Origin of the sequence: Streptomyces sp. HNM0575, assembly GCF_012726265.1 — a bacterium.
GTDB lineage: Bacteria > Actinomycetota > Actinomycetes > Streptomycetales > Streptomycetaceae > Streptomyces.
In genome coordinates, this window is sequence record NZ_JAASAG010000010.1 from 196238 (window position 1) to 215995 (window position 19758).

Consider the following 19758-nt stretch of genomic DNA (forward strand, 5'->3'; position numbering starts at 1 on the left):
CGGGCCGGGAGCGGAGGACCGATCGGCCTCCGCCCCGGGCGCCCGCCGCACATGGGCCGCGTCAGTCGCGTCGGGCCTGTGAGCCGGAGGCCAGTCTCGTCGTCCCCTCGCCCCCCTTCTTCTTCAGGAACGACTTCCATCCGCGCTGGGGCCGTTCACCGACCTGGAGCGTGCGGAGCTTGGAGAGCACCTTCGGGTCCTGTGCGTCGAGCCAGTCGACCAGCTGCCTGAACGAGACGCAGCGGACCTCGCGCTTGTGGCAGACCGACTTCATGACGTGCTCGACGGCGTCCATGTACACGCCGCCGTTCCAGTCCTCGAAGTGGTTGCCGACGATCAGGGGCGCGCGGTTGCCCTTGTAGGCGCGCTGGAAGCCCTTCATCAGGCCCTCGCGCATCTGGCGCCCGTACGACGCGTGCTTCGCGTCCCCGCCCGCGCCGGTCTGGACCGTCCCCGACTGGTTCGCCAGGAAGTTGTAGTCCATGGAGAGCGTCTGGAACGCGCGCCCCGGCATGGGGACCTCCTGGAGCGATACGTCCCACAGGCCGCTCTTCTTCTTGGGCCAGACCTGGGTCCCGTTGCCGCTGGAGTCGTAGCGGAAGCCCATCTCCTTGGCCGCGCGGAGCAGATTCTCCTGGCCCTGGAGGCAGGGAGCGCGTCCCCCTATGAGTTCCTTGTCGTAGTCGAAGGGAAGAGGGTCCTCACGCTTGAAGCCGGTGGTCGTCTTCCAGTGCTCCACGAACCACTTGGCCTGGCGTATCTCGCTCTTCCACTGGTCCGCCGACCAGCTGCCGCCACCCGTGGGGCCGCAGAAGTGGCCGTTGAAGTGGGTGCCTATCTCGTTCCCCTGGAGCCATGCCTTGCGCACCTCGCGGAGGGTGGCCCGTATGTTCTTGTCCTTGAGGTAGCCGATGTCGGAGGCGCCGCGCGCGTGGCCCGGGGGCGAGTAGCGGTGCGACTTGGCCTCGGGGAGGGCGTATATGCCGCTCAGGAAGAACGACTGGGACGCCCCGTAGCGCTTGCCCGCCTTGCGGAAGCGGGAGAAGAGCTTGTTTCCGTCCTCGCCCGCTCCGTCCCAGGAGAAGACCACGAACTGCGGCGGCTTCTCGCCCTTGCGGAGCTTCCTGGTGACGGGCTGGTTGGGCTGGCGGCCGGTTATGGAGGTCGAACCGTCCCCGATGACGCGGGCCTGCTGCTCGGGCTTCTCCTCCGGGGCCGAGCGTCCCTGGCCTTCCGGGCTTGCCGTGGTCTCGCCGGCGCAGCCGCTCATCACCACGCTGAGCGCCACTCCCGCCGATATGCCCACTAGCCACCGTCGCGTGGCTGTCATCGGATCACCTCGCCTTGTCGATGTCGCTCCGTAGCGGATCAACTCCGGTACGTGACTCCAAAGTGACATCTCAGACGGAACGGGCAACTCGGGCGGGCCTCTGGAGTGACTTCCAGGTGATTTGCTCACCCCTCGGGCCCATGGACGGGCCGGACCCGGAGCCGGAGCGAGCGCGCGCATGACAGGTCTAAACCATTTGCGTCTACAGCTCTTGTCACATGGGCGCAAGGGCTGATGTGCTGGGCCGGAGCCCAAGCCCCGGCTCAGTACGGGACCTTGGGACCGGGACACAGCGGACACCCTGGGAAAGGGAGATGTCGTGAGCAACGAAAGCCTGGCCAATCTGCTCAAGGAAGAGCGGAGGTTCGCTCCGCCCGCCGATCTGGCTGCCGAAGCCAACGTCACCGTTGCGGCGTACGAGCAGGCGAAGGCGGATCGGCTGGGCTTCTGGGCCGAGCAGGCACGCCGCCTGAGCTGGGGCAAGGAGCCGACCGAGACCCTCGACTGGTCCGACCCGCCGTTCGCCAAGTGGTTCAAGGACGGCAAGCTCAACGTCGCGTACAACTGCGTCGACCGGCACGTCGAGGCGGGGAACGGCGACCGGGTCGCGCTGCACTTCGAGGGCGAGCCCGGCGACTCCCGCAGCCTCACCTACGCCGACCTACAGCGCGAGGTCTCCAAGGCCGCGAACGCGCTGACCGAGCTGGGCGTGCAGGCCGGCGACCGCGTCGCCGTCTACCTGCCGATGATCCCGGAGACCGTCGTCGCGATGCTGGCGTGCGCGCGCATCGGCGCCCCGCACTCCGTGGTCTTCGGCGGCTTCTCCGCGGACGCGCTGGCCACCCGCATCCAGGACGCCGACGCCCGCGTCGTCATCACCGCCGACGGCGGCTACCGCAAGGGCGGCGCCAGCGCGCTCAAGCCCGCCGTCGACGAGGCGCTGACCAGGCCCGGCACCGAGAACGTCCGCAACGTACTGGTGGTCAGGCGCACCGGCCAGGACGACATCGACTGGACCGAGGGCCGCGACGTGTGGTGGCACGACGTCGTCGACCGGCAGAGCGAGCAGCACACGCCGCAGGACTTCGACGCCGAGCACCCGCTCTTCATCCTCTACACCTCCGGCACCACCGGTAAGCCGAAGGGCATCCTGCACACCACCGGCGGCTATCTGACGCAGGTCGCCTGGACCCACCACGCCGTCTTCGACCTCAAGCCCGAGAAGGACGTCTACTGGTGTACGGCGGACGTCGGCTGGGTCACCGGCCACTCGTACATCGTCTACGGGCCGCTCGCGAACGGCGCCACCGAAGTGCTGTACGAGGGCACCCCGGACACTCCGCACAAGGGCCGCTGGTGGGAGATCGTCGAGAAGTACAAGGTCTCCCTGCTCTACACCGCGCCCACCGCGATCCGCGCCTGCATGAAGTGGGGCGACGACATCCCGGCGAAGTTCGACCTGTCGTCGCTGCGGATCCTCGGCTCCGTCGGCGAGCCGATCAACCCGGAGGCCTGGATCTGGTATCGCCACCACATCGGCGGTGACCGTACGCCCATCGTCGACACCTGGTGGCAGACGGAGACCGGCGGCGTCATGGTCAGCCCGCTGCCCGGCGTCACCGAGACCAAGCCCGGCTCGGCGCAGCAGCCGCTTCCCGGGATCTCCGCCACCGTCGTCGACGACGAGGCGAACGAGGTGCCCGACGGCGGCGGTGGATACATGGTGCTCACCGAGCCGTGGCCGTCGATGCTTCGCACCATCTGGGGCGACGACCAGCGGTTCCTGGACACCTACTGGGCGCGCTTCGAGGGCAAGTACTTCGCCGGGGACGGCGCGAAGAAGGACGACGACGGCGACGTCTGGCTGCTGGGCCGCGTCGACGACGTCATGCTCGTCTCCGGGCACAACATCTCGACCACCGAGGTCGAGTCGTCCCTCGTATCGCACCCGAAGGTCGCGGAGGCGGCCGTCGTCGGTGCGACGGACCCACAGACCACGCAGGCGATCTGCGCGTTCGTCATCCTGCGCGGATCGGCCGCCGAGGACGAGGGGTTGGTGGAGGAGCTGCGGGCGCACGTGGCGAAGCAGCTCGGCCCGATCGCCAAGCCGAAGAAGATCCTTCCGGTGGCGGAGCTGCCCAAGACGCGCTCCGGCAAGATCATGCGCCGGCTGCTGCGGGACGTCGCGGAGAACCGTGCGCTCGGCGACGTCAGCACGCTGACGGACTCCTCGGTCATGGAGCTCATCCAGGACAAGCTGCCGAGCGCGGCGAGCGAGGACTGAACGCGGGGCGTCCGCGCGCTCCGCTGACGCACCGTTGCGCTGACGCACCGCTCCGCCGACCCGCCGTTCCGCTTCCGCTGACGCGGGCGGCGAAGTCGGCCCGTGTGAAGGGGCATCCGGCACCGCCGGGTGCCCCTCGCCGTGCCCCGGCCTGTCCGTACGGCCGTACGCTTCGTCAACACCGGGGCGGACGAGGGGGCTTGTCGCAGTCGTCTCCCGGGCACACGTGCCGCACGATGGTCCGGCATGATCGGACCGACGAGCAGGGAACAGGAAGAGGGGAACACCGATGAGTTCTGCCGACGACGGCCGCAGTCTCGGCCAGTTGGTGGCGTCGGCCACCGCCGAGTTGTCCGGACTGGTGCACGACGAGATCGCGCTGGCCAAGGCCGAGATCCGGCAGGACGTGAAGCGGGGGATCGTGGGCGGGGGCGCGGCGACGGTCGCGGGTGTGCTGCTGCTCTTCTCGCTGCCGGTGCTGAGCTTCGCCGCCGCGTACGGAATTCACAACCTCGGCCTTGGACTTGCCTGGTCGTTCCTGATCGTGGGCGGCGCGTACATCGTGCTGGCGCTGATCCTGCTGCTGCTGGCGTTGCGCAAGTTCAAGCGGATCAAGCCCCCGGAGAAGTCGATCGCCTCCGCCAAGGAGACCGCCTCGGTGCTGTCGAAGGCCAAGCCGCATCCGCGTACGGACGGGGAAACGGCGGCGGCCGCGGGCGCGAACGGGCACGGACCCGGGCACGGTGCCCGGCTGGCGAAGCAGCCCGAGAGCACGCCGGCCGCCTGAGGAACCGCTCCGGGATCCGGGCGAGATCCTGGTGAGGTCTTGAGCGATCGCTCGACGACCACCGCATGACGGCCTCCCGGCGGCACGGACCGCCGCGGCCCGCACGCCGCCCTCCCGCCCGCCTGTTGTCGCTTCCCGTCGCCTGCCGTCGCCTGCCGTCGCCTGCCGTCGCCGACGAGTACGTGATGGAAGCCGCGCGAAGTGTGACAGGCTCGACGGCATGACCCACCCACCAGGTCCGGCGAATCTCATCCGGCCAGAAGGCCCCTGGACGCACCGGGACGTGGCCGCGAACGGCGCCCGCTTCCACATCGCCGAGACGGGTGACGGACCACTTGTGCTCCTGCTGCACGGATTCCCGCAGTACTGGTGGACGTGGCGGCACCAGTTGACGGCGCTCGCGGACGCCGGTTTCCGCGCCGTCGCCATGGATCTGCGCGGCGTGGGCGGCAGCGACCGTACGCCGCGGGGCTACGACCCGGCGAACCTCGCGCTCGACGTCACCGGGGTCATCCGCTCGCTGGGAGAGCCCGACGCGGCCCTGGTCGGGCACGACTTGGGCGGCTATCTGGCGTGGACCGCCGCCGTGATGCGGCCGAAGCTCATCCGTCGTCTCGCGGTCTCCGCGATGCCGCATCCGAGGCGCTGGCGTGCGGCGATGCTCAAGGACGTACGTCAGACCAAAGCCGGGTCCTATGTCTGGGGCTTCCAGCGGCCGTTCGTGCCCGAGCGTCAACTCACGGCGAACGGCGGTGAACTGGTCGGCAGGCTGGTCAAGGAGTGGGCCGGGCCCAGGCTGCTCGAACAGCCCGGCGCGCGGGAGGCGGTCACGCGTTACGAGCAGGCCATGTGCGTGCCCTCGACGGCGCACTGCTCCGTCGAGCCGTACCGCTGGCTGGTGCGCTCGATGGCGCGGCCCGACGGCTTCCAGTTCAACCGCCGCATGAAGCGGTCCGTGCGGGTGCCGACGATGCAGGTGCACGGCGCGCTTGATCCCGTGCTGCGCACGCGGAGTTCGGCGGGGTCGGGACAGTACGTCGAAGCTCCGTACCGCTGGCGGCTGTTGGAAGGCATCGGCCACTGGCCCCACGAGGAGGACCCGGAAGGCTTCTCCTCGGAGCTGATCGGCTGGCTGAAGGACCCCGAGCCGGACCGCTGACGGTTTGAGCGGTGTCCCTGCGCATGAGTACGGGCGGGCACCGGCCCCGATCGGGGGCCCGGACCGAGGGCTCGGATCGGTGCCTCGGATTGAGGCTCGAACCGGGGCTCGAACCGGGGCTCGGACCGCCGCTCACATACGCGTTCGTCGACACGGACAACACGCGTCAACACCCGCAGCACCACGGGTGGCTTGATGACCCGTCAGACGGTTACGCGCCCGGCTACGGGGCAGAGTGCGCTGTATGGGCTGGACGCACGACTACCGTGACCTGGCACGTGACCGCAGCGGGCGGAGGGGGCCGATCCCCGGACAGCGCATGTGGCGCTTACTGCCCGACAGACTCGGCGACGGAGTCGAGCCCGGAATCCCGGAGTTGCTCAGCAGAAGAGCGCGCTGGTTCGGTGCGCGGCTGCGGCATCCGCGCGGCTGACGCACGGCCGCACGTGCACCTCCCGGACGCGCACGCTCCGGACGCTCACCCGGATTCGGATCCAGATCCGGAATCCCGATTCGGACCGGAATCCTGATCCGGCCCGGAATCCGTTCCCGGACTCGTGCGCCCGCGGGCTCACATCACGGGACCACCACTCGGGCTCATGAACCGGGCGCACGCCCCGGGTTGACGTCCCGGGCGCACGCCACGGGTTGACGTCCCGGGTTCACATGGCGCAGCCCTGGCTGTCCGCCTGCCGTTCCGCGGTGCGGCCGCGCCGGGCGTCGCCGCGCACCTCGTCCGCCGTGAGCGCGTATCCCGTACGGGAGTTGTCGAGCGACTTGGCGAAGACGACGCCGTAGACGCGGCCGTCGGGCGTGAGCAGCGGGCCGCCGGAGTTGCCCTGGCGGATGGTCGTGTAGAGGGAGTAGATGTCGCGGCGCACCCGGTCGCGGTGGTAGATGTCCGGTCCGTCGGCGTCGACCCGGTCGCGTACGCGCGCGGCACGCACGTCGAATCCGCCGTTCTCCGGGAAGCCCGCGACGATGGCGCTGTCTCCACGGCCGGCGTCCTTGGGGGCGAATTCGAGAGCGGGGGCTTCGAGCGTCGGCGCCTCCAGTACGGCGATGTCGCGCCGCGGGTCGTAGAGGACGACGCGCGCGTCATGGATCCGGCCGACGCCGCCGATCTGCACCGTGGGCTTCCTGACGCCGCCGACGACGTGCGCGTTGGTCATCACGCGGTGCCGGCCGAAGACGAAGCCCGTGCCCTCCAGCACCTTTCCGCAGGGCGTCGCGCTGCCGACGACCTTCGCGATGCTGCGCCTCGCCTCGGCGACGGCCGGGCTCCGCGCCAGCTTCGGGTCGGGCGGGCGCACGGCCCTGATGGGCTCGTTGGAGAACGGCGAGAAGACCTGCGGGAGCCCGTTCTGCGCGAGCGTCGACGAGAAGTCGTTGAACCAGCTGTCCGCCTCGGGCGGCAGCACTCGCGAAACCCCCAGCAGCACACGGGAGTCGCGCACCTGCTTGCTGAGCGTCGGCAGCGCCGTACCGGCCAGTGCCGAGCCGATCAGCCATGCCACGAGCAGCATCGCCAGCACGTTGACGAGCGCGCCGCCCGTGGCGTCCACGGCGCGCGCCGGCGACCAAGTGATGTGCTGCCGCAGCTTGTTGCCGAGATGGGTGGTGAACGCCTGGCCGACGGAGGCGCAGACGATGACGATGACGACCGCCGCCACCACGCCGAACGTGCCGGGGGGTGTGCCGTCCGTCACCGCGTTCCACAGCGGGGGGAGGATCCAGATCGCGGCCAGCCCGCCCCCGAGGAAACCGGTCACGGAGAGGATTCCGACCACGAAGCCCTGGCGGTAGCCGATGACGGCGAACCAGATGGCGGCGATGAGGAGCAGGACATCCAGCACGTTCACGAGAGCCACCGTCTCATGGGGTCGTGGGCGACGTCCGCCCAGGTCGGATCGTACGTACGCCCCCTGTGACCACGGCCGCCGCCCCCGCTGCGACCGCCACGCGGACTGCCTCCGACGCGGGAGACGCGACAGTCATGGACGGCGCGGACGGCGCGGTCCCGGCGGGGAATTCGGACGCGCTCCACACCGGTGGTCATGTGGCGCGGTCGATCGTCACGCGCCTCCCGCGGTCCCACGGGCGCTCCCAGCCCGCGTAGTGCAGCAGCCTGTCGATCACGCCCGCCGTGAAGCCCCAGACCAGGGCGTGCTCCAGGGCGAAGGCCGGACCCGTGTATCCCGAGGGGTGTACGGCCATGGCGCGGTTCGCCGGGTCCGTCAGCTCGGAGACCGGCACGGTGAAGACGCGTGCCGTCTCGGCCGGGTCCACGGGCGAGACGGGCGTGGGGCGATGCCACCAGCCGAGCACGGGCGTGACGACGAAGCCGCTGACCGGGATGTAGAGCGTCGGCAGCGTCCCGAAGATCTGAACTCCCGACGGATCGAGGCCGGTCTCCTCCTCGGCCTCGCGCAGGGCGGCGCGCAACGGGCCCTCGCCCTCCGGGTCGCCGTCCTCCGGATCGATGGCGCCGCCCGGGAAGGAGGGCTGGCCGGCGTGCGAGCGGAGGCTGGACGACCGCTCCATCAACAGCAGTTCGGGCCCTTCGGCGCCGTCGCCGAAGAGGACGAGCACGGCCGAGGGACGGCCGGCCCCGTCGGGCGGAGGCAGGAAGCGGCTCAGCTGGCGGGGCTCGACCGTGTCGGCGACATGGCGGACCGGGGCGAGCCAGTCCGGCAGCCCACTGGTGCTGAACTCGATCCGGGGGATCCCGGAGATCCGGGGCGAGGCGGAGGCGGCTTCCCCGGTGCCGCCCGGGGCTCCGCCCCGGACCCGACCACGGCTCCCGGTCTCGTCCTGAGTCGGGCCCGGAGCCGGGTCCGGGCCCGCGTTCGTACGGGGACGGCTCACCGGGCGGCCCCGGCGGCGCCGTTGCCGTCGGCGCCCTGGGCCGCGGCACCGCCGAGCGGAGGCGCCGGGCGGCCCGGATAGTCGGCCGGGGGCTTGAGGCGCTGACCCGGGAGGCCGCCCATCTCGTACTTCAGGAGCTTCCTCGCCTTCTCCGGGTCCAACTCGCCCTCCCCGTACGAGGGGCACAGCTCCGCGATGGGGCAGACGCCGCACGCCGGTTTGCGGGAGTGGCAGATGCGGCGGCCGTGGAAGATCGTCCTGTGCGAGAACATCGTCCACTCGCTCTTCGGGATGATCTCCGCGATCTCGGCCTCGACCTTGTCGGCGTCGGTCTGCTCGGTGAGCTTCCAGCGTCGTACGAGGCGGCCGAAGTGGGTGTCGACGGTCAGGCCCGGGACGCCGAAGGCGTTGCCGAGCACGACGAACGCGGTCTTGCGGCCGACGCCGGGCAGCGACACCAAGTCCTTTATGTTGTCCGGCACTTCGCCGCCGAACCGGTCGCGGATGCCCGCCGAGAGACCCAGCACCGACTTCGCCTTCGCACGGAAGAAGCCCGTGGGACGCAGCATCTCCTCCAGCTTCTCCGGGTCGGCGGCGGCCATGTCCTCCGGGGTGGGGTAGGCGGCGAAGACGGCGGGCGTCGTCTGGTTGACCCGCAGGTCCGTGGTCTGGGCGGACAGGACCGTGGCCACGAGCAGCTGGAACGGGTTCTCGAAGTCCAGCTCGGGGTGGGCGTAGTAGTACACCTCGCCCAGCTCGCGGTTGATGCGGCGGGCGCGGCGGACCATGGCGAGCCGGGACTCCGGCTTCGCCGGCGCGGGCCTGCCCGCGGGCGCGGACTTGCCCTCGGGCGCGGACTTCACGGCGGCCTTCTTCACCGCGGGCTTCTTCGCGGCCGTCTTGTTTGCGGCGGTCTTGTTTGCGGCGGTCTTCGAGCCGGTCTTTGCGGCGCTCCTGTTCGCGGCGGACTTCTTCGCGGACGTCCTGCCGCCCGCCGTCTTCCCCGCCGTCTTCCCGGTCGCGGCCTCCGTCCCGCCGGCGCCGCCGAGGGCGTCGCTCGCCCCCTTCGTCCGGCTTGCCCTCTTCAAGGGCTCCTGTTCGCCCACAGCGGAACCTCCCATCGCGCTCACCCGCCCGGCCCGGCTCCGCGTGCGCTCACCGGGGCATCACGGGGTAACCGGCACCCGGCCAGCGTAGAGGGGCCCGCTGACATCCGCCCCGCACGAAGGCAATTCCCGGCCCAATCGGCCCCCTGCCTTCGGGGGCCCGGGGAGCGTGCGTCAAACTTGTGACTGATCGCACTGTTTCACCGTCCGGCATCATGGGTTGGGGGCCCCTTTCCGGCCCTTCGGGCACGGGGCACCGACCCTCGGCCCTGCGGACCTGAAGCACCCCGGGGCCAGGGGAGACGTCGTACCCCGGCCCATGGGAGCCTTATGAGGCCCCTGGGGACCCCATCGGGCTAGGTCGACAAGGAGAGAACTCGTGGACGACGTTCTGCGGCGCGCACCGCTCTTCGCGGCGCTCGATGAGGAGCAGGCCGCTGAGCTGCGCGCCTCCATGTCGGAGACCACGCTCGCGCGCAGTGAGGCCCTCTTTCACGAGGGCGACCCGGGCGACCGTCTCTATGTAGTCACCGAAGGGAAGGTCAAGCTCCACCGCACCTCCCCTGACGGCCGGGAGAACATGCTGGCCGTGCTCGGCCCCGGCGAGCTCATCGGCGAGCTCTCCCTCTTCGACCCCGGTCCGCGTACGGCGACGGCCTCGGCCCTGACCGAGGTCAAGCTGCTCGGCCTGGGTCACGGCGACCTCCAGCCCTGGCTGAACGTACGCCCCGAAGTGGCCTCGGCCCTGCTGCGCGCCATCGCGCGCAGGCTGCGGCGTACCAACGACTCGATGTCCGACCTCGTCTTCTCCGACGTCCCGGGCCGGGTGGCGAAGCAGCTGCTCGACCTCTCCCGGCGCTTCGGAGTGCAGTCGGAGGAGGGCATCCACGTCGTGCACGACCTGACGCAGGAGGAGCTGGCACAGCTCGTCGGCGCCTCGCGCGAGACCGTCAACAAGGCGCTGGCCGACTTCGCGGGCCGCGGCTGGCTGCGGCTCGAAGCGCGCGCCGTGATCCTGCTCGACATCGAGCGGCTGGCGAAGCGGAGCCGCTGAGCCGCCGGCCCGCCTGACGGATCGGCCTGCCCGTACCTGATCCCGGCACGAGGGGCGCCCTCCCGAGCGGAGGGCGCCCCTCGTGCATTCCGTCGGACCCCCGAGCCGAGGTGACCAGGAGTTCAGCCGGTCCGGCTCTACGCCGCTCCCCGCTCCCGCAGGTATACGAGCTGCGCCCGCACGGACAGCTCCGCGGCGGGCCACAGCGAGCGGTCGACGTCCGCGTAGACGTGCGCGACGACCTCGGGCGCCGTACGGAATCCCTGCTTCACCGCGTGCTCGACCTGCGAGAGCCGGTCCGCCCGGTGTGCCAGATAGAAGTCGACCACGCCCTGGGCGTCCTCCAGCACGGGGCCGTGTCCCGGCAGCACCGTGGAGACCCCGTCGTCCGCCGTCAGCGAACGCAGCCGCCGCAGCGAGTCCAGGTAGTCGCCGAGCCGGCCGTCCGGGTGCGCGACGACGGTGGTGCCGCGGCCGAGGACGGTGTCGCCCGTCAGCACCGCGGCCTCGGCGGGCAGGTGGAAGGAGAGCGAGTCCGCGGTGTGCCCCGGCGTGGGCACCACGCGCAGCTCCAGCCCGCCCGTGCGTACGACGTCCCCGGCGGCCAGGCCCTCGTCGCCGAGGCGCAGCGCAGGGTCGAGCGCCCGTACGTGCGTGCCGGACAACTCCGCGAAGCGCGCGGCGCCCTCGGCGTGATCGGGGTGGCCGTGGGTGAGGAGGGTGAGGGCCACGCGCTTGCCGAGGCGCTCGGCGGTGGCGAGCACCTGGCGCAGATGCCCCTCGTCGAGCGGCCCGGGGTCGATGACGACGGCCCGGTCGGAGTCCGGTTCGGCGACGATCCAGGTGTTGGTGCCGTCCAGCGTCATCGGGGACGGGTTGGGCGCGAGCACGCAGTGGGCACGTGGCGTGGCCTGGCCGGAGAGGGCGCCGCCGCGAGGCCGGCCGGGCATGGAGGCGGCGCCGGTCATGCGGGGCTCCCGCCCGGGGCGCCTCCGGTGCGGCCTCCGCTGCCGCGCGTGCCGCCTCCGGTGCCGCCGTCGCCCTCGTCCGCTCCGTCCGTGGCGTTCACCCCGTCCGTGACGTCCGCGCCGTCCCCGCCGTTCGTCAGCACCCGCTTGGTGAATTCGTCGTGCCCCGGCCAGCTGAGCACGACCTGCCCGTCCTCCAGGCGCGCCTCGGCCAGCACCGCCGTCAGGTCCCGCTCCGTGCTCGCCGCCAGCACCTCTGCCGCCGTGCGGTACGGCGCCAGCTGACGCAGCATCGCGATCGTCGGGGGCATCATCAGCAGCTCTCCGCTGTCGTATCCGGCGGCGGCCTCGCCGGGCCGCGTCCAGACCGTACGGTCCGCCTCGGTGGAGGCGTTGCGCGTGCGCTGGCCCTCGGGCAGAGCGGCGACGAAGAACCAGGTGTCGTAGCGGCGCTTCTCGAACTCCGGAGTGATCCAGTGCGCCCAGGCGCCGAGCAGGTCGCTGCGGAGCACCAGTCCGCGGCGGTCGAGGAAGTCGGCGAAGGAGAGCTCGTGCGCGGCGAGCGCGGCCCGGTCGCGCTCCCAGTCCTCGCCGGTCGTGTCGTCCACGACGCTCGCCGCGCCGGGGCCCGCGAGCAGTACGCCCGCCTCCTCGAAGGTCTCGCGCACCGCGGCGCACACGATGGCCTGTGCGGTCGCCTCGTCCGTGCCGAACCGGTCGGCCCACTCCTTGCGGCTCGGTCCCGCCCAGCCGTCGTCCGGCCTGGAGCCGCCGCCGTCTCCCCGGCCGCCCCCGGCGCCCCAGTGCTCGTCGCGCGGGTCGACGCCGCCGCCGGGATAGGCGTACGCGCCGCCCGCGAAGGCCATCGACGTACGCCTGCGCAGCATGTGCACCTCGGGGCCCGCCCCCGCTTCGCCGCCGTCACGCAGCAGCATGACCGTGGCGGCCAAGCGCGGGGTCACGGGCGTCAGTTCACCCGCGGCCAGGGCGCGGATGCGCTCCGGCCATTCCGGCGGATACCACTGACCGTTCGTGGAGGACGACATGGTCGGATGCTACGGGCCGTCCGCCGCCCGCGTCGCCGGGTGGGGTCCGCGAAGATCCGGCAGGTACGGGCGGCCGCGAAGCGGCGGCTCCGCGCATGGAGAGGCGGCTCCGCGCATGGAGAGTCATCGCGCTCCCCAGGGCGGGCCGCCCGCGCGGCAGTTCGCGAAGGTTCGGGACGGTTCGGGACTGTTCGCGGGACTCGCCGTACACCCACACGCCCCCGGCGTCACTCCGCCCAGTCGGCCAGCTCGACCTGGATCTCGACCTCGACCGGCGCGTCCATCGGCAGCACCGCCACGCCCACTGCGCTGCGCGCGTGCACACCCGCGTCGCCGAAGACCTCGCCCAGCAGCTCGCTGGCGCCGTTGATCACAGCGGGCTGAGCCGTGAAGTCCGGGGCGGAGGCGACGAATCCGGTGACCTTCACCACTCTTACTACGCGTTCGAGGCCGCCGGCCGCGGAGGCGACCGCCGCCAGGGCGTTCAGCGCACACGTACGCGCCAGGTCCTTGGCCTCCTCGGGGGTGACCTCACCGCCCACCTTCCCGGTGAGCGGCAGCCTGCCCTCGACGAGCGGGACCTGGCCCGCGGTGTAGACGTACCGTCCGCTGCGCACCGCCGGTACGTAAGCCCCTGCGGGGGTGGCGACTTCGGGCAGCGTGATGCCGAGTTCGGCGAGCCGGGCGGCGACGCCGCTCACTGCTTCTCCCGCTTGAGGTAGGCGACCAGCTGCTCGGAACCGGTCGGGCCGGGCACGACCTGGACGAGCTCCCAGCCGTCCTCGCCCCAGGTGTCCAGAATCTGCTTGGTCGCGTGTACGAGCAGCGGCACTGTCGCGTATTCCCACTTCGTCATGGGGGCGAGCGTAGCCCGTCGCCTTGCTGGTTAGGCTGCCGGGAGTGAGCAGGCTGCATGTTGTGACGGGCAAGGGCGGCACCGGCAAGACGACGGTCGCCGCTGCACTCGCGTTGGCCCTGGCCAGCGGGGGGCGGCGCACGCTGCTCGTCGAGGTCGAGGGGCGGCAGGGCATCGCCCAGCTCTTCGAGACGGAGCCGCTGCCGTACGAGGAGCGCAAGATCGCCGTCGCGCACGACGGCGGCGAGGTGTACGCGCTCGCCATAGATCCCGAACGGGCGCTGCTGGACTACCTCCAGATGTTCTACAAGCTGGGGAGCGCGGGCCGCGCGCTGAAGAAGCTCGGCGCGATCGACTTCGCGACGACCATCGCGCCCGGCCTGCGGGACGTGCTGCTGACGGGCAAGGCGTGCGAGGCGGTGCGGCGCCGGGACTCCCGCGAACGGCGCGTGTACGACGCGGTGGTGATGGACGCGCCGCCCACCGGGCGCATCACCCGCTTCCTCGGCGTCAACGAGGAGGTCGCGGGGCTCGCCAGGGTCGGCCCGGTGCACAACCAGGCACAGGCCGTGATGCGGGTCCTCAAGTCGCCCGAGACGGCAGTGCACTTGGTGACCCTCCTGGAGGAGATGCCCGTACAGGAGACGGTCGACGGCGTGGCCGAACTGCGCGAGGCGGGACTGCCCGTGGGCGCCGCCCTCGTGAACATGGTGCGGCCGCGCCTGCTCGACGAGGACCTGCTGCACCACGCCGACCGCCGGCCCGGCGGGGAGCTGGCCGAGGTGCTGAAGGGGGCGGGCCTCCCCCGTCCCGGCAGGCTCGTCGGACCGCTGCTGGAGCAGGCGCACGAGCACGCGGCACGCGTCGCGCTGGAGCAGGAGCAGCGCTCGGCGCTGGCGAAGCTGGACATGCCCGTGTACGAGCTCGACCTGCTCTCCGAGGGGGTCGAGCTCGCCGGGCTGTACCAGCTCGCGGCCGATCTGCGCGACCAGTTGCCACCACGCCAGGAGACGGCATGACGAACCGCGGGAAGAGCGGCGGGAAGAACGGAGGCGGGAGGCGTACGGACTCCGGCAAGCCCACGGACCGCGGCTCGCAACCGGCAGAGGCACAGGCACAGGCAGCGCAAGCACCGCACACCGCGCACGGCGGCCCCGGGAACCCGCTCGACTCCGGACCGCCCCTGCACATCGACCCGTTGATCGAGGACCCGGAGACCCGGATCATCGTCTGCTGCGGTGCGGGCGGCGTCGGCAAGACCACGACGGCAGCGGCCATCGGGCTGCGCGCCGCGGAGCGCGGACGGAAGACCGTCGTGCTCACCATCGACCCCGCACGGCGCCTCGCCCAGTCGATGGGCCTCACCGAGCTGGACAACACCCCGCGCCCCGTACCCGGCGTCGACGGAGCCGCCGGCGGCGAACTGCACGCCATGATGCTCGACATGAAGCGCACCTTCGACGAGATCGTCGAGGCGCACGCCGACCCCGAGCGCGCCCGCGCCATCATGTCCAACCCCTTCTACGAGTCGCTGTCGGCGGGCTTCGCGGGGACGCAGGAGTACATGGCGATGGAGAAGCTGGGCCAGCTCAGCGCACACGGAGCCGGTCCGGACCCGCAGGACGAGGACGGCAGTTGGGATCTGATCGTCGTCGACACCCCTCCGTCGCGCTCGGCGCTCGACTTCCTGGACGCGCCGAAACGGCTGGGCTCCTTCCTGGACGGCCGCTTCATCAAGATGCTCATGGCCCCGGCGAAGGCGGGCGGCCGCGCGGGGATGAAGGTCGTCAACCTCGGGATGGCCGGGCTCTCCATGTTCACCGGCGCCCTCGACAAGCTGCTGGGCAAGGGGCTGTTGCGGGACGTGCAGACGTTCGTGGCCGCGATGGACACCATGTTCGGCGGCTTCCGTACGCGCGCGGACGCCACATACCGGCTGCTCCAGGCGCCGGGCACCGCCTTCCTCGTGGTGGCGGCGCCCGAGCGGGACGCGCTGCGCGAGGCCGCGTACTTCGTGGAACGCCTGGCGGAGGAACGGATGCCGCTGGCCGGGCTCGTGCTCAACCGCGTGCACGGCAGCGGCGCTTCGTCGATAGGCGCGGAGCGGGCCCTGGCGCTCGCCGAAAATCTTGAAGAGGGCGGCATTGTCGATCGAGGGCCCGGGAAGGGAAACAGACACGGCGCCCACTCCCCCGGGCGCGGCTCGCCGGACGACCACGTCACGGACGGGCCACGGGATTCACGAGAGGACGACCACGTCCCCGACCCGGACTCCACCACGCGGCCCGAATCCGCGGCGGAGCCGTCGGGACGTGACGTACATACCGGGCAGACGGAGCAACTCGCCGCCGCGCTGCTGCGGTTGCATGCCGAGCGCATGCGGCTGCTCACGCGCGAGCGGCGCACACGCGACCGCTTCGCCGCCCTGCACCCGGAGGTGCCGGTGGCAGAGGTGGGGGCGCTGCCCGGCGACGTGCACGACCTGGCGGGGCTGCGCACGATCGGCGAACTGCTCGCGGCGGAACAGCCCGCGGCATGACACCCGCCCCTGAACGCTGGACCCCTGCGTACTGGGTCTCTGAACGCTGAGCCCCTGCGCACTGACCCTCTGAGCACTGGGCCTCCGAGCGCTGGACGGACGCCTGCTGGCGTCCACCCGCCGGAACCCATGTCCCCCGGTCCCGTCCCCGGCCGGCCGCATGCGCGAGCACCGGACCGGCGAGAGCACTCAACCCGCCCTGCACGTCAGGCCGTTGGAGAAGAGCCGTCCACAGCGGAGGAGAGCCGCACACAACCGCGCCCGGCAGCGCATGCCGGTGAGAATCCCTCCGGACACCCGCGAGAACCCCGCCGCACAGCCGCCGCACAGCCGCGCGCCGCACCTCCCGCCCGGAGTCTGCCGACCCGAGCGGTGCGAGCGGTGCGGTCGCGGCATGTCGTGCTGTCGTGCGTCGTACATGTCGCACGCCTCAACAGGCGCACGCCATACGTGTCGTGCGGGAGTGGGAGTCGCGGGGAGCGGAGCGAGAGGTCTGGCTCAGCCCGCGGCCGCGTAGTCCTTCACCGCGTTGACGGCGTAGTCCTTGGCCTCCTCGAGGTCCAGCGGCAGCACTCCGCCCGTACCACGCTCGTACTCCATGCGTGCCGTCTCGAGCAGGCGGCGCCATGAAGTGACCGTGGGACGACGGCGCAGAAGCGCTCTGCGCTCCCGCTCGGTCATACCGCCCCAGACACCGAACTCCACTCGGTTGTCCAAGGCGTCGGCCAGACACTCGGTGCGCACGGGGCACCCGGTGCAAACGGCCTTGGCGCGGTTCTGTGCCGCGCCTTGCACGAACAGTTCATCCGGATCGGTAGTGCGGCAGGCTGCCTGCGCACTCCAGTCGGTTACCCAGCCCATAGCCGGCGCCGTCCTCTCCCGAATCGAGGCTCCCCCACGGCGGCGAACGGCATATTCGCCGTTGCCAGTTGGTGACGTTACGGAAGGCGGGCAGGGCGCAACACCCCCTGCGGGCCCAATATTGGATGGCCCGAACGGACTATGCGTGCGCGACAAATAACCCACCGGAGTGAGCTGGTGACAACCTGGGCCCTTACGGGAAAACAGGAGTTCACGGCGGTGCGGTGGGGAAGAACTTGCCGGACACATCACGACACTTGGGGCACTCGGCGCTGAACCGGACAAGCCTCATCACTCACATGAGTGAGCGGAAAGGCCGCAGTGAAGCGAGGCCGCAGTGGTGGTGTGAGGTTCGATGCGTACGCCAGCCTAGGCGAACTGAGGCTCCCCTGTCCGGCGATTGAGAACGTAGGCTGACGGACATGGTGAAGAAGCGTTCGGGCGGCGGCGATACGGCCTTCCAGCAAGGCGCCAAGTTCCTCGGCGTCAGCGCGCTGGCCGGTGCCGTGCTCGCCGGTCTGGCACTCCCCGCGGCCGGTGGCCTGGGCCTCGTCACGAAGAACACCGTCCAGGGCTTCGACGAGCTGCCCGCCAACCTCAAGCGTCCGCCGCTGAGTCAGCGCACCACCATCCTCGACGCCGAGGGCGGCGAGATAGCCAAGGTCTACTCGCGCGACCGCACGGTCGTCGACCTCGACGACATATCGCCGTCCATGCGCAAGGCGATCGTCGCGATCGAGGACGCCCGCTTCTACAGACACGGCGCCGTCGACCTCAAGGGCATCCTCCGCGCGGTCAACCGCAACGCGCAGAACGGCCAGGTCGAGGAGGGCGCTTCGTCGCTCACCCAGCAGTACGTGAAGAACGTGTTCGTCGAGGAGGCCGGCGACGACCCCGACAAGGTCGCCCAGGCCACACAGCAGACCGTCGGCCGGAAGATCAAGGAACTCAAGTACGCGATCCAGGTCGAGGAGAGCCTCGGCAAGAAGAAGATCCTCGAGAACTACCTGAACATCACCTTCTTCGGGCAGCAGGCCTACGGCGTCGAGGCCGCCGCCCAGCGCTACTTCTCCAAGCCCGCCAAGGACCTCGACACCGAGGAGTCCGCACTGCTCGCGGGCATCGTGCAGTCACCGGCCCAGTACGACCCCGTGCAGCACGAGGACGCCGCCAAGGAGCGCCGCGACACCGTGCTCTCGCGCATGGAGGCCCTGGGCCAGCTCTCCGCGAAGGAAGCGCAGGCCGCCCGCGACAAGCCCCTCGGCCTGGACATGAGCAAGCCCCAGAACGGCTGCATCACCGCTTCGCACGGCGCGGGCTTCTTCTGCGACTACGTGCGCGAAGTCTTCCTCAACGACCCGGAGTTCGGCGAGACGCCCAAGGCCCGCGCCAAGCGCTGGAACCGCGGCGGCCTGACGATCAGGACCACGCTGGACCCGAAGGCCCAGAAGTCGGTGGAGGCGTCCGTGGAGCGCCACGTGCGCAAGTCGGACAAGGTCGCGACGGCCTCCTCGATCGTGGAGCCGGGCACCGGACGCATCCTGGGCATGGGCCAGTCGCGCCCGTACGGCTTCGGTGAGAACGAAACGCAGATCAACCTGTCGGTCGACCACGACATGGGCGGCGGCGCCGGCTATCAGCCGGGCTCCACCTTCAAGCCGGTGATCGCGGCGGCGGCGCTGGAGCGCGGCACGAGCGTGTACAAGAAGTACCCGGCGCCGTACAAGATGCGCTATCCGTCGCCCGTGAGCACCTGCGGCGGGCAGTGGAGCGGCAGCGCGCCTGTGGAGAACGAGAACAAGCGCGAGGTCGGCCCGTACGAGATGAAGGAGGCCACCGCGAAGTCGGTGAACACCTACTTCGTCTCCCTCATCGGCGACACCGGGATCTGCCCCGTGACGCAGATGGCGAAGAAGATGGGCATCGAGCGGGCCGACGGCAAGGAGATCGACCAGGTCCCGTCCATCACCCTCGGGACGCAGGAGATGTCGCCGCTGACGATGGCCGAGGGGTACGCCACCTTCGCCGCCCGCGGCATGCACTGCACGCCCGTAGCCGTGGAGTCCATCACGGACGCGCGCGGCAAGAAGCTGCCGGTGCCGAAGACTTCGTGCAAGCGCGCCATGAGCGAGCGCACCGCCGACACGGTCAACACGCTGCTGCGGGGCGTCGTCGAGGACGGTACGGGCAAGAAGGCCGGGCTGGACGGACGGGACAGCGCGGGCAAGACCGGTACGACGGACCAGCGTTACGCGGCATGGTTCGTGGGCTACACCCCGAACATGTCGGGTGCCGTGTGGGTCGGCGACCCCACGCACAAGACGCAGATGACGAACATCTCCATCGGCGGCGTCTACCACGACAAGGTCTTCGGCGGCGAAGTGCCGGGCCCCATCTGGCGCGACGCGATGGCGGGCGCGCTGGACGGCAAGCCGGCCCCGCACTTCAACCTCGTCCCGATCGACGACGACAAGGGCAAGGGCCGCGACAAGCCGAAGCCGCCCGACGACGACGATGACGACCCGTGGCCCGACATCACGCTGCCGCCCGACTTCATCGGCGGCGGAGGCAACGGCGGCGCGGACGCCGGCGCCAACGGCGGCCAGTTCGGCGGCAACGACAACGGGGGCAACACCAACGCCGGCAACGCCAACGGCGGCACCGGGGGCCCTGGCGGGCGCTTCGGCGGGACCGGCTTCTAGAGGCGGATCGTCCGGCGGCTGGAGGCGGGTGGTCCGGGACGGCTTCTGGATGCAGGTCGTCGTCCCGGCCAACTTCTGCACGTGGGCGGTCAGTTGCGTACGGGACGCGTGCCGCGTACAGGCGAGGACGGCGTGCGCCCCCGCACGCGGCACGGGAGCCGTCGGCCCGTCACGTCCGCCCGTCACGTATCGCGACAG

17 protein-coding genes are annotated in these 19758 nt (G+C 71.0%); 8 read left to right on the forward strand and 9 right to left on the reverse strand.

The annotated features are described in order from the left end of the window. Positions 1–61 precede the first annotated feature (61 nt). Positions 62–1330, reverse strand: coding sequence for a hypothetical protein (locus HCC61_RS23285; RefSeq protein ID WP_206322907.1), 1269 nt, complete (start codon positions 1328–1330; stop codon positions 62–64). 319 nt (positions 1331–1649) lie between these two features. Here HCC61_RS23285 and acs point away from each other — a divergent pair, with 319 nt between their 5' ends. The 4 genes from acs (at position 1650) to HCC61_RS23305 (ending at position 5993) form a co-directional block, all read left to right on the forward strand. Beyond that, positions 1650–3614 carry an acetate--CoA ligase gene (gene acs / locus HCC61_RS23290; protein ID WP_169138450.1) on the forward strand — a complete coding sequence of 655 codons (1965 nt, stop codon included), beginning with the start codon at positions 1650–1652 and terminating at the stop codon, positions 3612–3614. Between the two features lie 289 nt (positions 3615–3903). Beyond that, entirely contained in the window at positions 3904–4401 is a 498-nt protein-coding gene (locus HCC61_RS23295) for a phage holin family protein (protein WP_169138452.1), read from the forward strand. A 220-nt stretch (positions 4402–4621) separates the two neighbouring features. Beyond that, complete coding sequence (locus HCC61_RS23300; protein ID WP_169138454.1) at positions 4622–5560, forward strand: alpha/beta hydrolase; 939 nt, start codon at positions 4622–4624, stop codon at positions 5558–5560. A 244-nt stretch (positions 5561–5804) separates the two neighbouring features. Continuing rightward, positions 5805–5993, forward strand: coding sequence for a hypothetical protein (locus tag HCC61_RS23305; protein WP_169138456.1), 189 nt, complete (start codon positions 5805–5807; stop codon positions 5991–5993). A 229-nt stretch (positions 5994–6222) separates the two neighbouring features. On the opposite strand, the gene HCC61_RS23310 is transcribed toward HCC61_RS23305, so the two are convergent. The 3 genes from HCC61_RS23310 to nth form a co-directional block, all read right to left on the reverse strand. Continuing rightward, on the reverse strand, positions 6223–7422 hold the full coding sequence (locus tag HCC61_RS23310; protein WP_169138465.1) for a MarP family serine protease: 1200 nt from the start codon (positions 7420–7422) through the stop codon (positions 6223–6225). A gap of 193 nt (positions 7423–7615) precedes the next feature. Then, complete coding sequence (locus HCC61_RS23315; RefSeq protein WP_346777359.1) at positions 7616–8296, reverse strand: CoA pyrophosphatase; 681 nt, start codon at positions 8294–8296, stop codon at positions 7616–7618. Between the two features lie 128 nt (positions 8297–8424). Next, a complete protein-coding gene (gene nth, locus HCC61_RS23320; RefSeq protein ID WP_346777347.1) occupies positions 8425–9516 on the reverse strand; it encodes an endonuclease III in 1092 nt (363 codons plus the stop codon). Between the two features lie 397 nt (positions 9517–9913). Here nth and HCC61_RS23325 point away from each other — a divergent pair, with 397 nt between their 5' ends. Continuing rightward, positions 9914–10588 (forward strand): Crp/Fnr family transcriptional regulator, encoded by a 675-nt coding sequence (locus HCC61_RS23325; RefSeq protein ID WP_028438501.1) that lies wholly within the window; start codon positions 9914–9916, stop codon positions 10586–10588. A gap of 137 nt (positions 10589–10725) precedes the next feature. Here HCC61_RS23325 and HCC61_RS23330 read toward each other — a convergent pair whose 3' ends face one another. The 4 genes from HCC61_RS23330 to HCC61_RS23345 all read right to left on the reverse strand — a co-directional run bounded on the left by HCC61_RS23330 (position 10726) and on the right by HCC61_RS23345 (position 13458). Beyond that, complete coding sequence (locus HCC61_RS23330; RefSeq protein WP_169138467.1) at positions 10726–11556, reverse strand: MBL fold metallo-hydrolase; 831 nt, start codon at positions 11554–11556, stop codon at positions 10726–10728. Continuing rightward, positions 11553–12602: an NUDIX hydrolase gene (locus tag HCC61_RS23335; RefSeq protein ID WP_240969216.1), complete on the reverse strand. Its 1050-nt coding sequence runs from the start codon at positions 12600–12602 to the stop codon at positions 11553–11555. Before HCC61_RS23335 ends, HCC61_RS23330 begins: the two co-directional genes overlap by 4 nt. A gap of 227 nt (positions 12603–12829) precedes the next feature. Beyond that, positions 12830–13303, reverse strand: a complete 474-nt coding sequence (locus HCC61_RS23340) for a RidA family protein (protein WP_169138469.1) — start codon at positions 13301–13303, stop codon at positions 12830–12832. Next, a complete protein-coding gene (locus HCC61_RS23345; RefSeq protein ID WP_107374329.1) occupies positions 13300–13458 on the reverse strand; it encodes a DUF4177 domain-containing protein in 159 nt (52 codons plus the stop codon). The genes HCC61_RS23340 and HCC61_RS23345 overlap by 4 nt, the downstream gene beginning before the upstream one ends. 44 nt (positions 13459–13502) lie before the next feature. On the opposite strand from HCC61_RS23345, the gene HCC61_RS23350 reads away from it, so the two are divergent. After that, on the forward strand, positions 13503–14477 hold the full coding sequence (locus HCC61_RS23350) for an ArsA-related P-loop ATPase (RefSeq protein ID WP_169138471.1): 975 nt from the start codon (positions 13503–13505) through the stop codon (positions 14475–14477). Beyond that, positions 14474–15997 (forward strand): ArsA family ATPase, encoded by a 1524-nt coding sequence (locus tag HCC61_RS23355; RefSeq protein WP_169138473.1) that lies wholly within the window; start codon positions 14474–14476, stop codon positions 15995–15997. Before HCC61_RS23350 ends, HCC61_RS23355 begins: the two co-directional genes overlap by 4 nt. Before the next feature lie 498 nt (positions 15998–16495). Here the strand turns inward: HCC61_RS23355 and HCC61_RS23360 are convergent, their stop codons facing one another. Next, on the reverse strand, positions 16496–16858 hold the full coding sequence (locus tag HCC61_RS23360; RefSeq protein WP_169138475.1) for a WhiB family transcriptional regulator: 363 nt from the start codon (positions 16856–16858) through the stop codon (positions 16496–16498). 422 nt (positions 16859–17280) lie between these two features. Here HCC61_RS23360 and HCC61_RS23370 point away from each other — a divergent pair, with 422 nt between their 5' ends. Beyond that, on the forward strand, positions 17281–19560 hold the full coding sequence (locus HCC61_RS23370; RefSeq protein ID WP_169138477.1) for a transglycosylase domain-containing protein: 2280 nt from the start codon (positions 17281–17283) through the stop codon (positions 19558–19560). Positions 19561–19758: the final 198 nt, after the last annotated feature.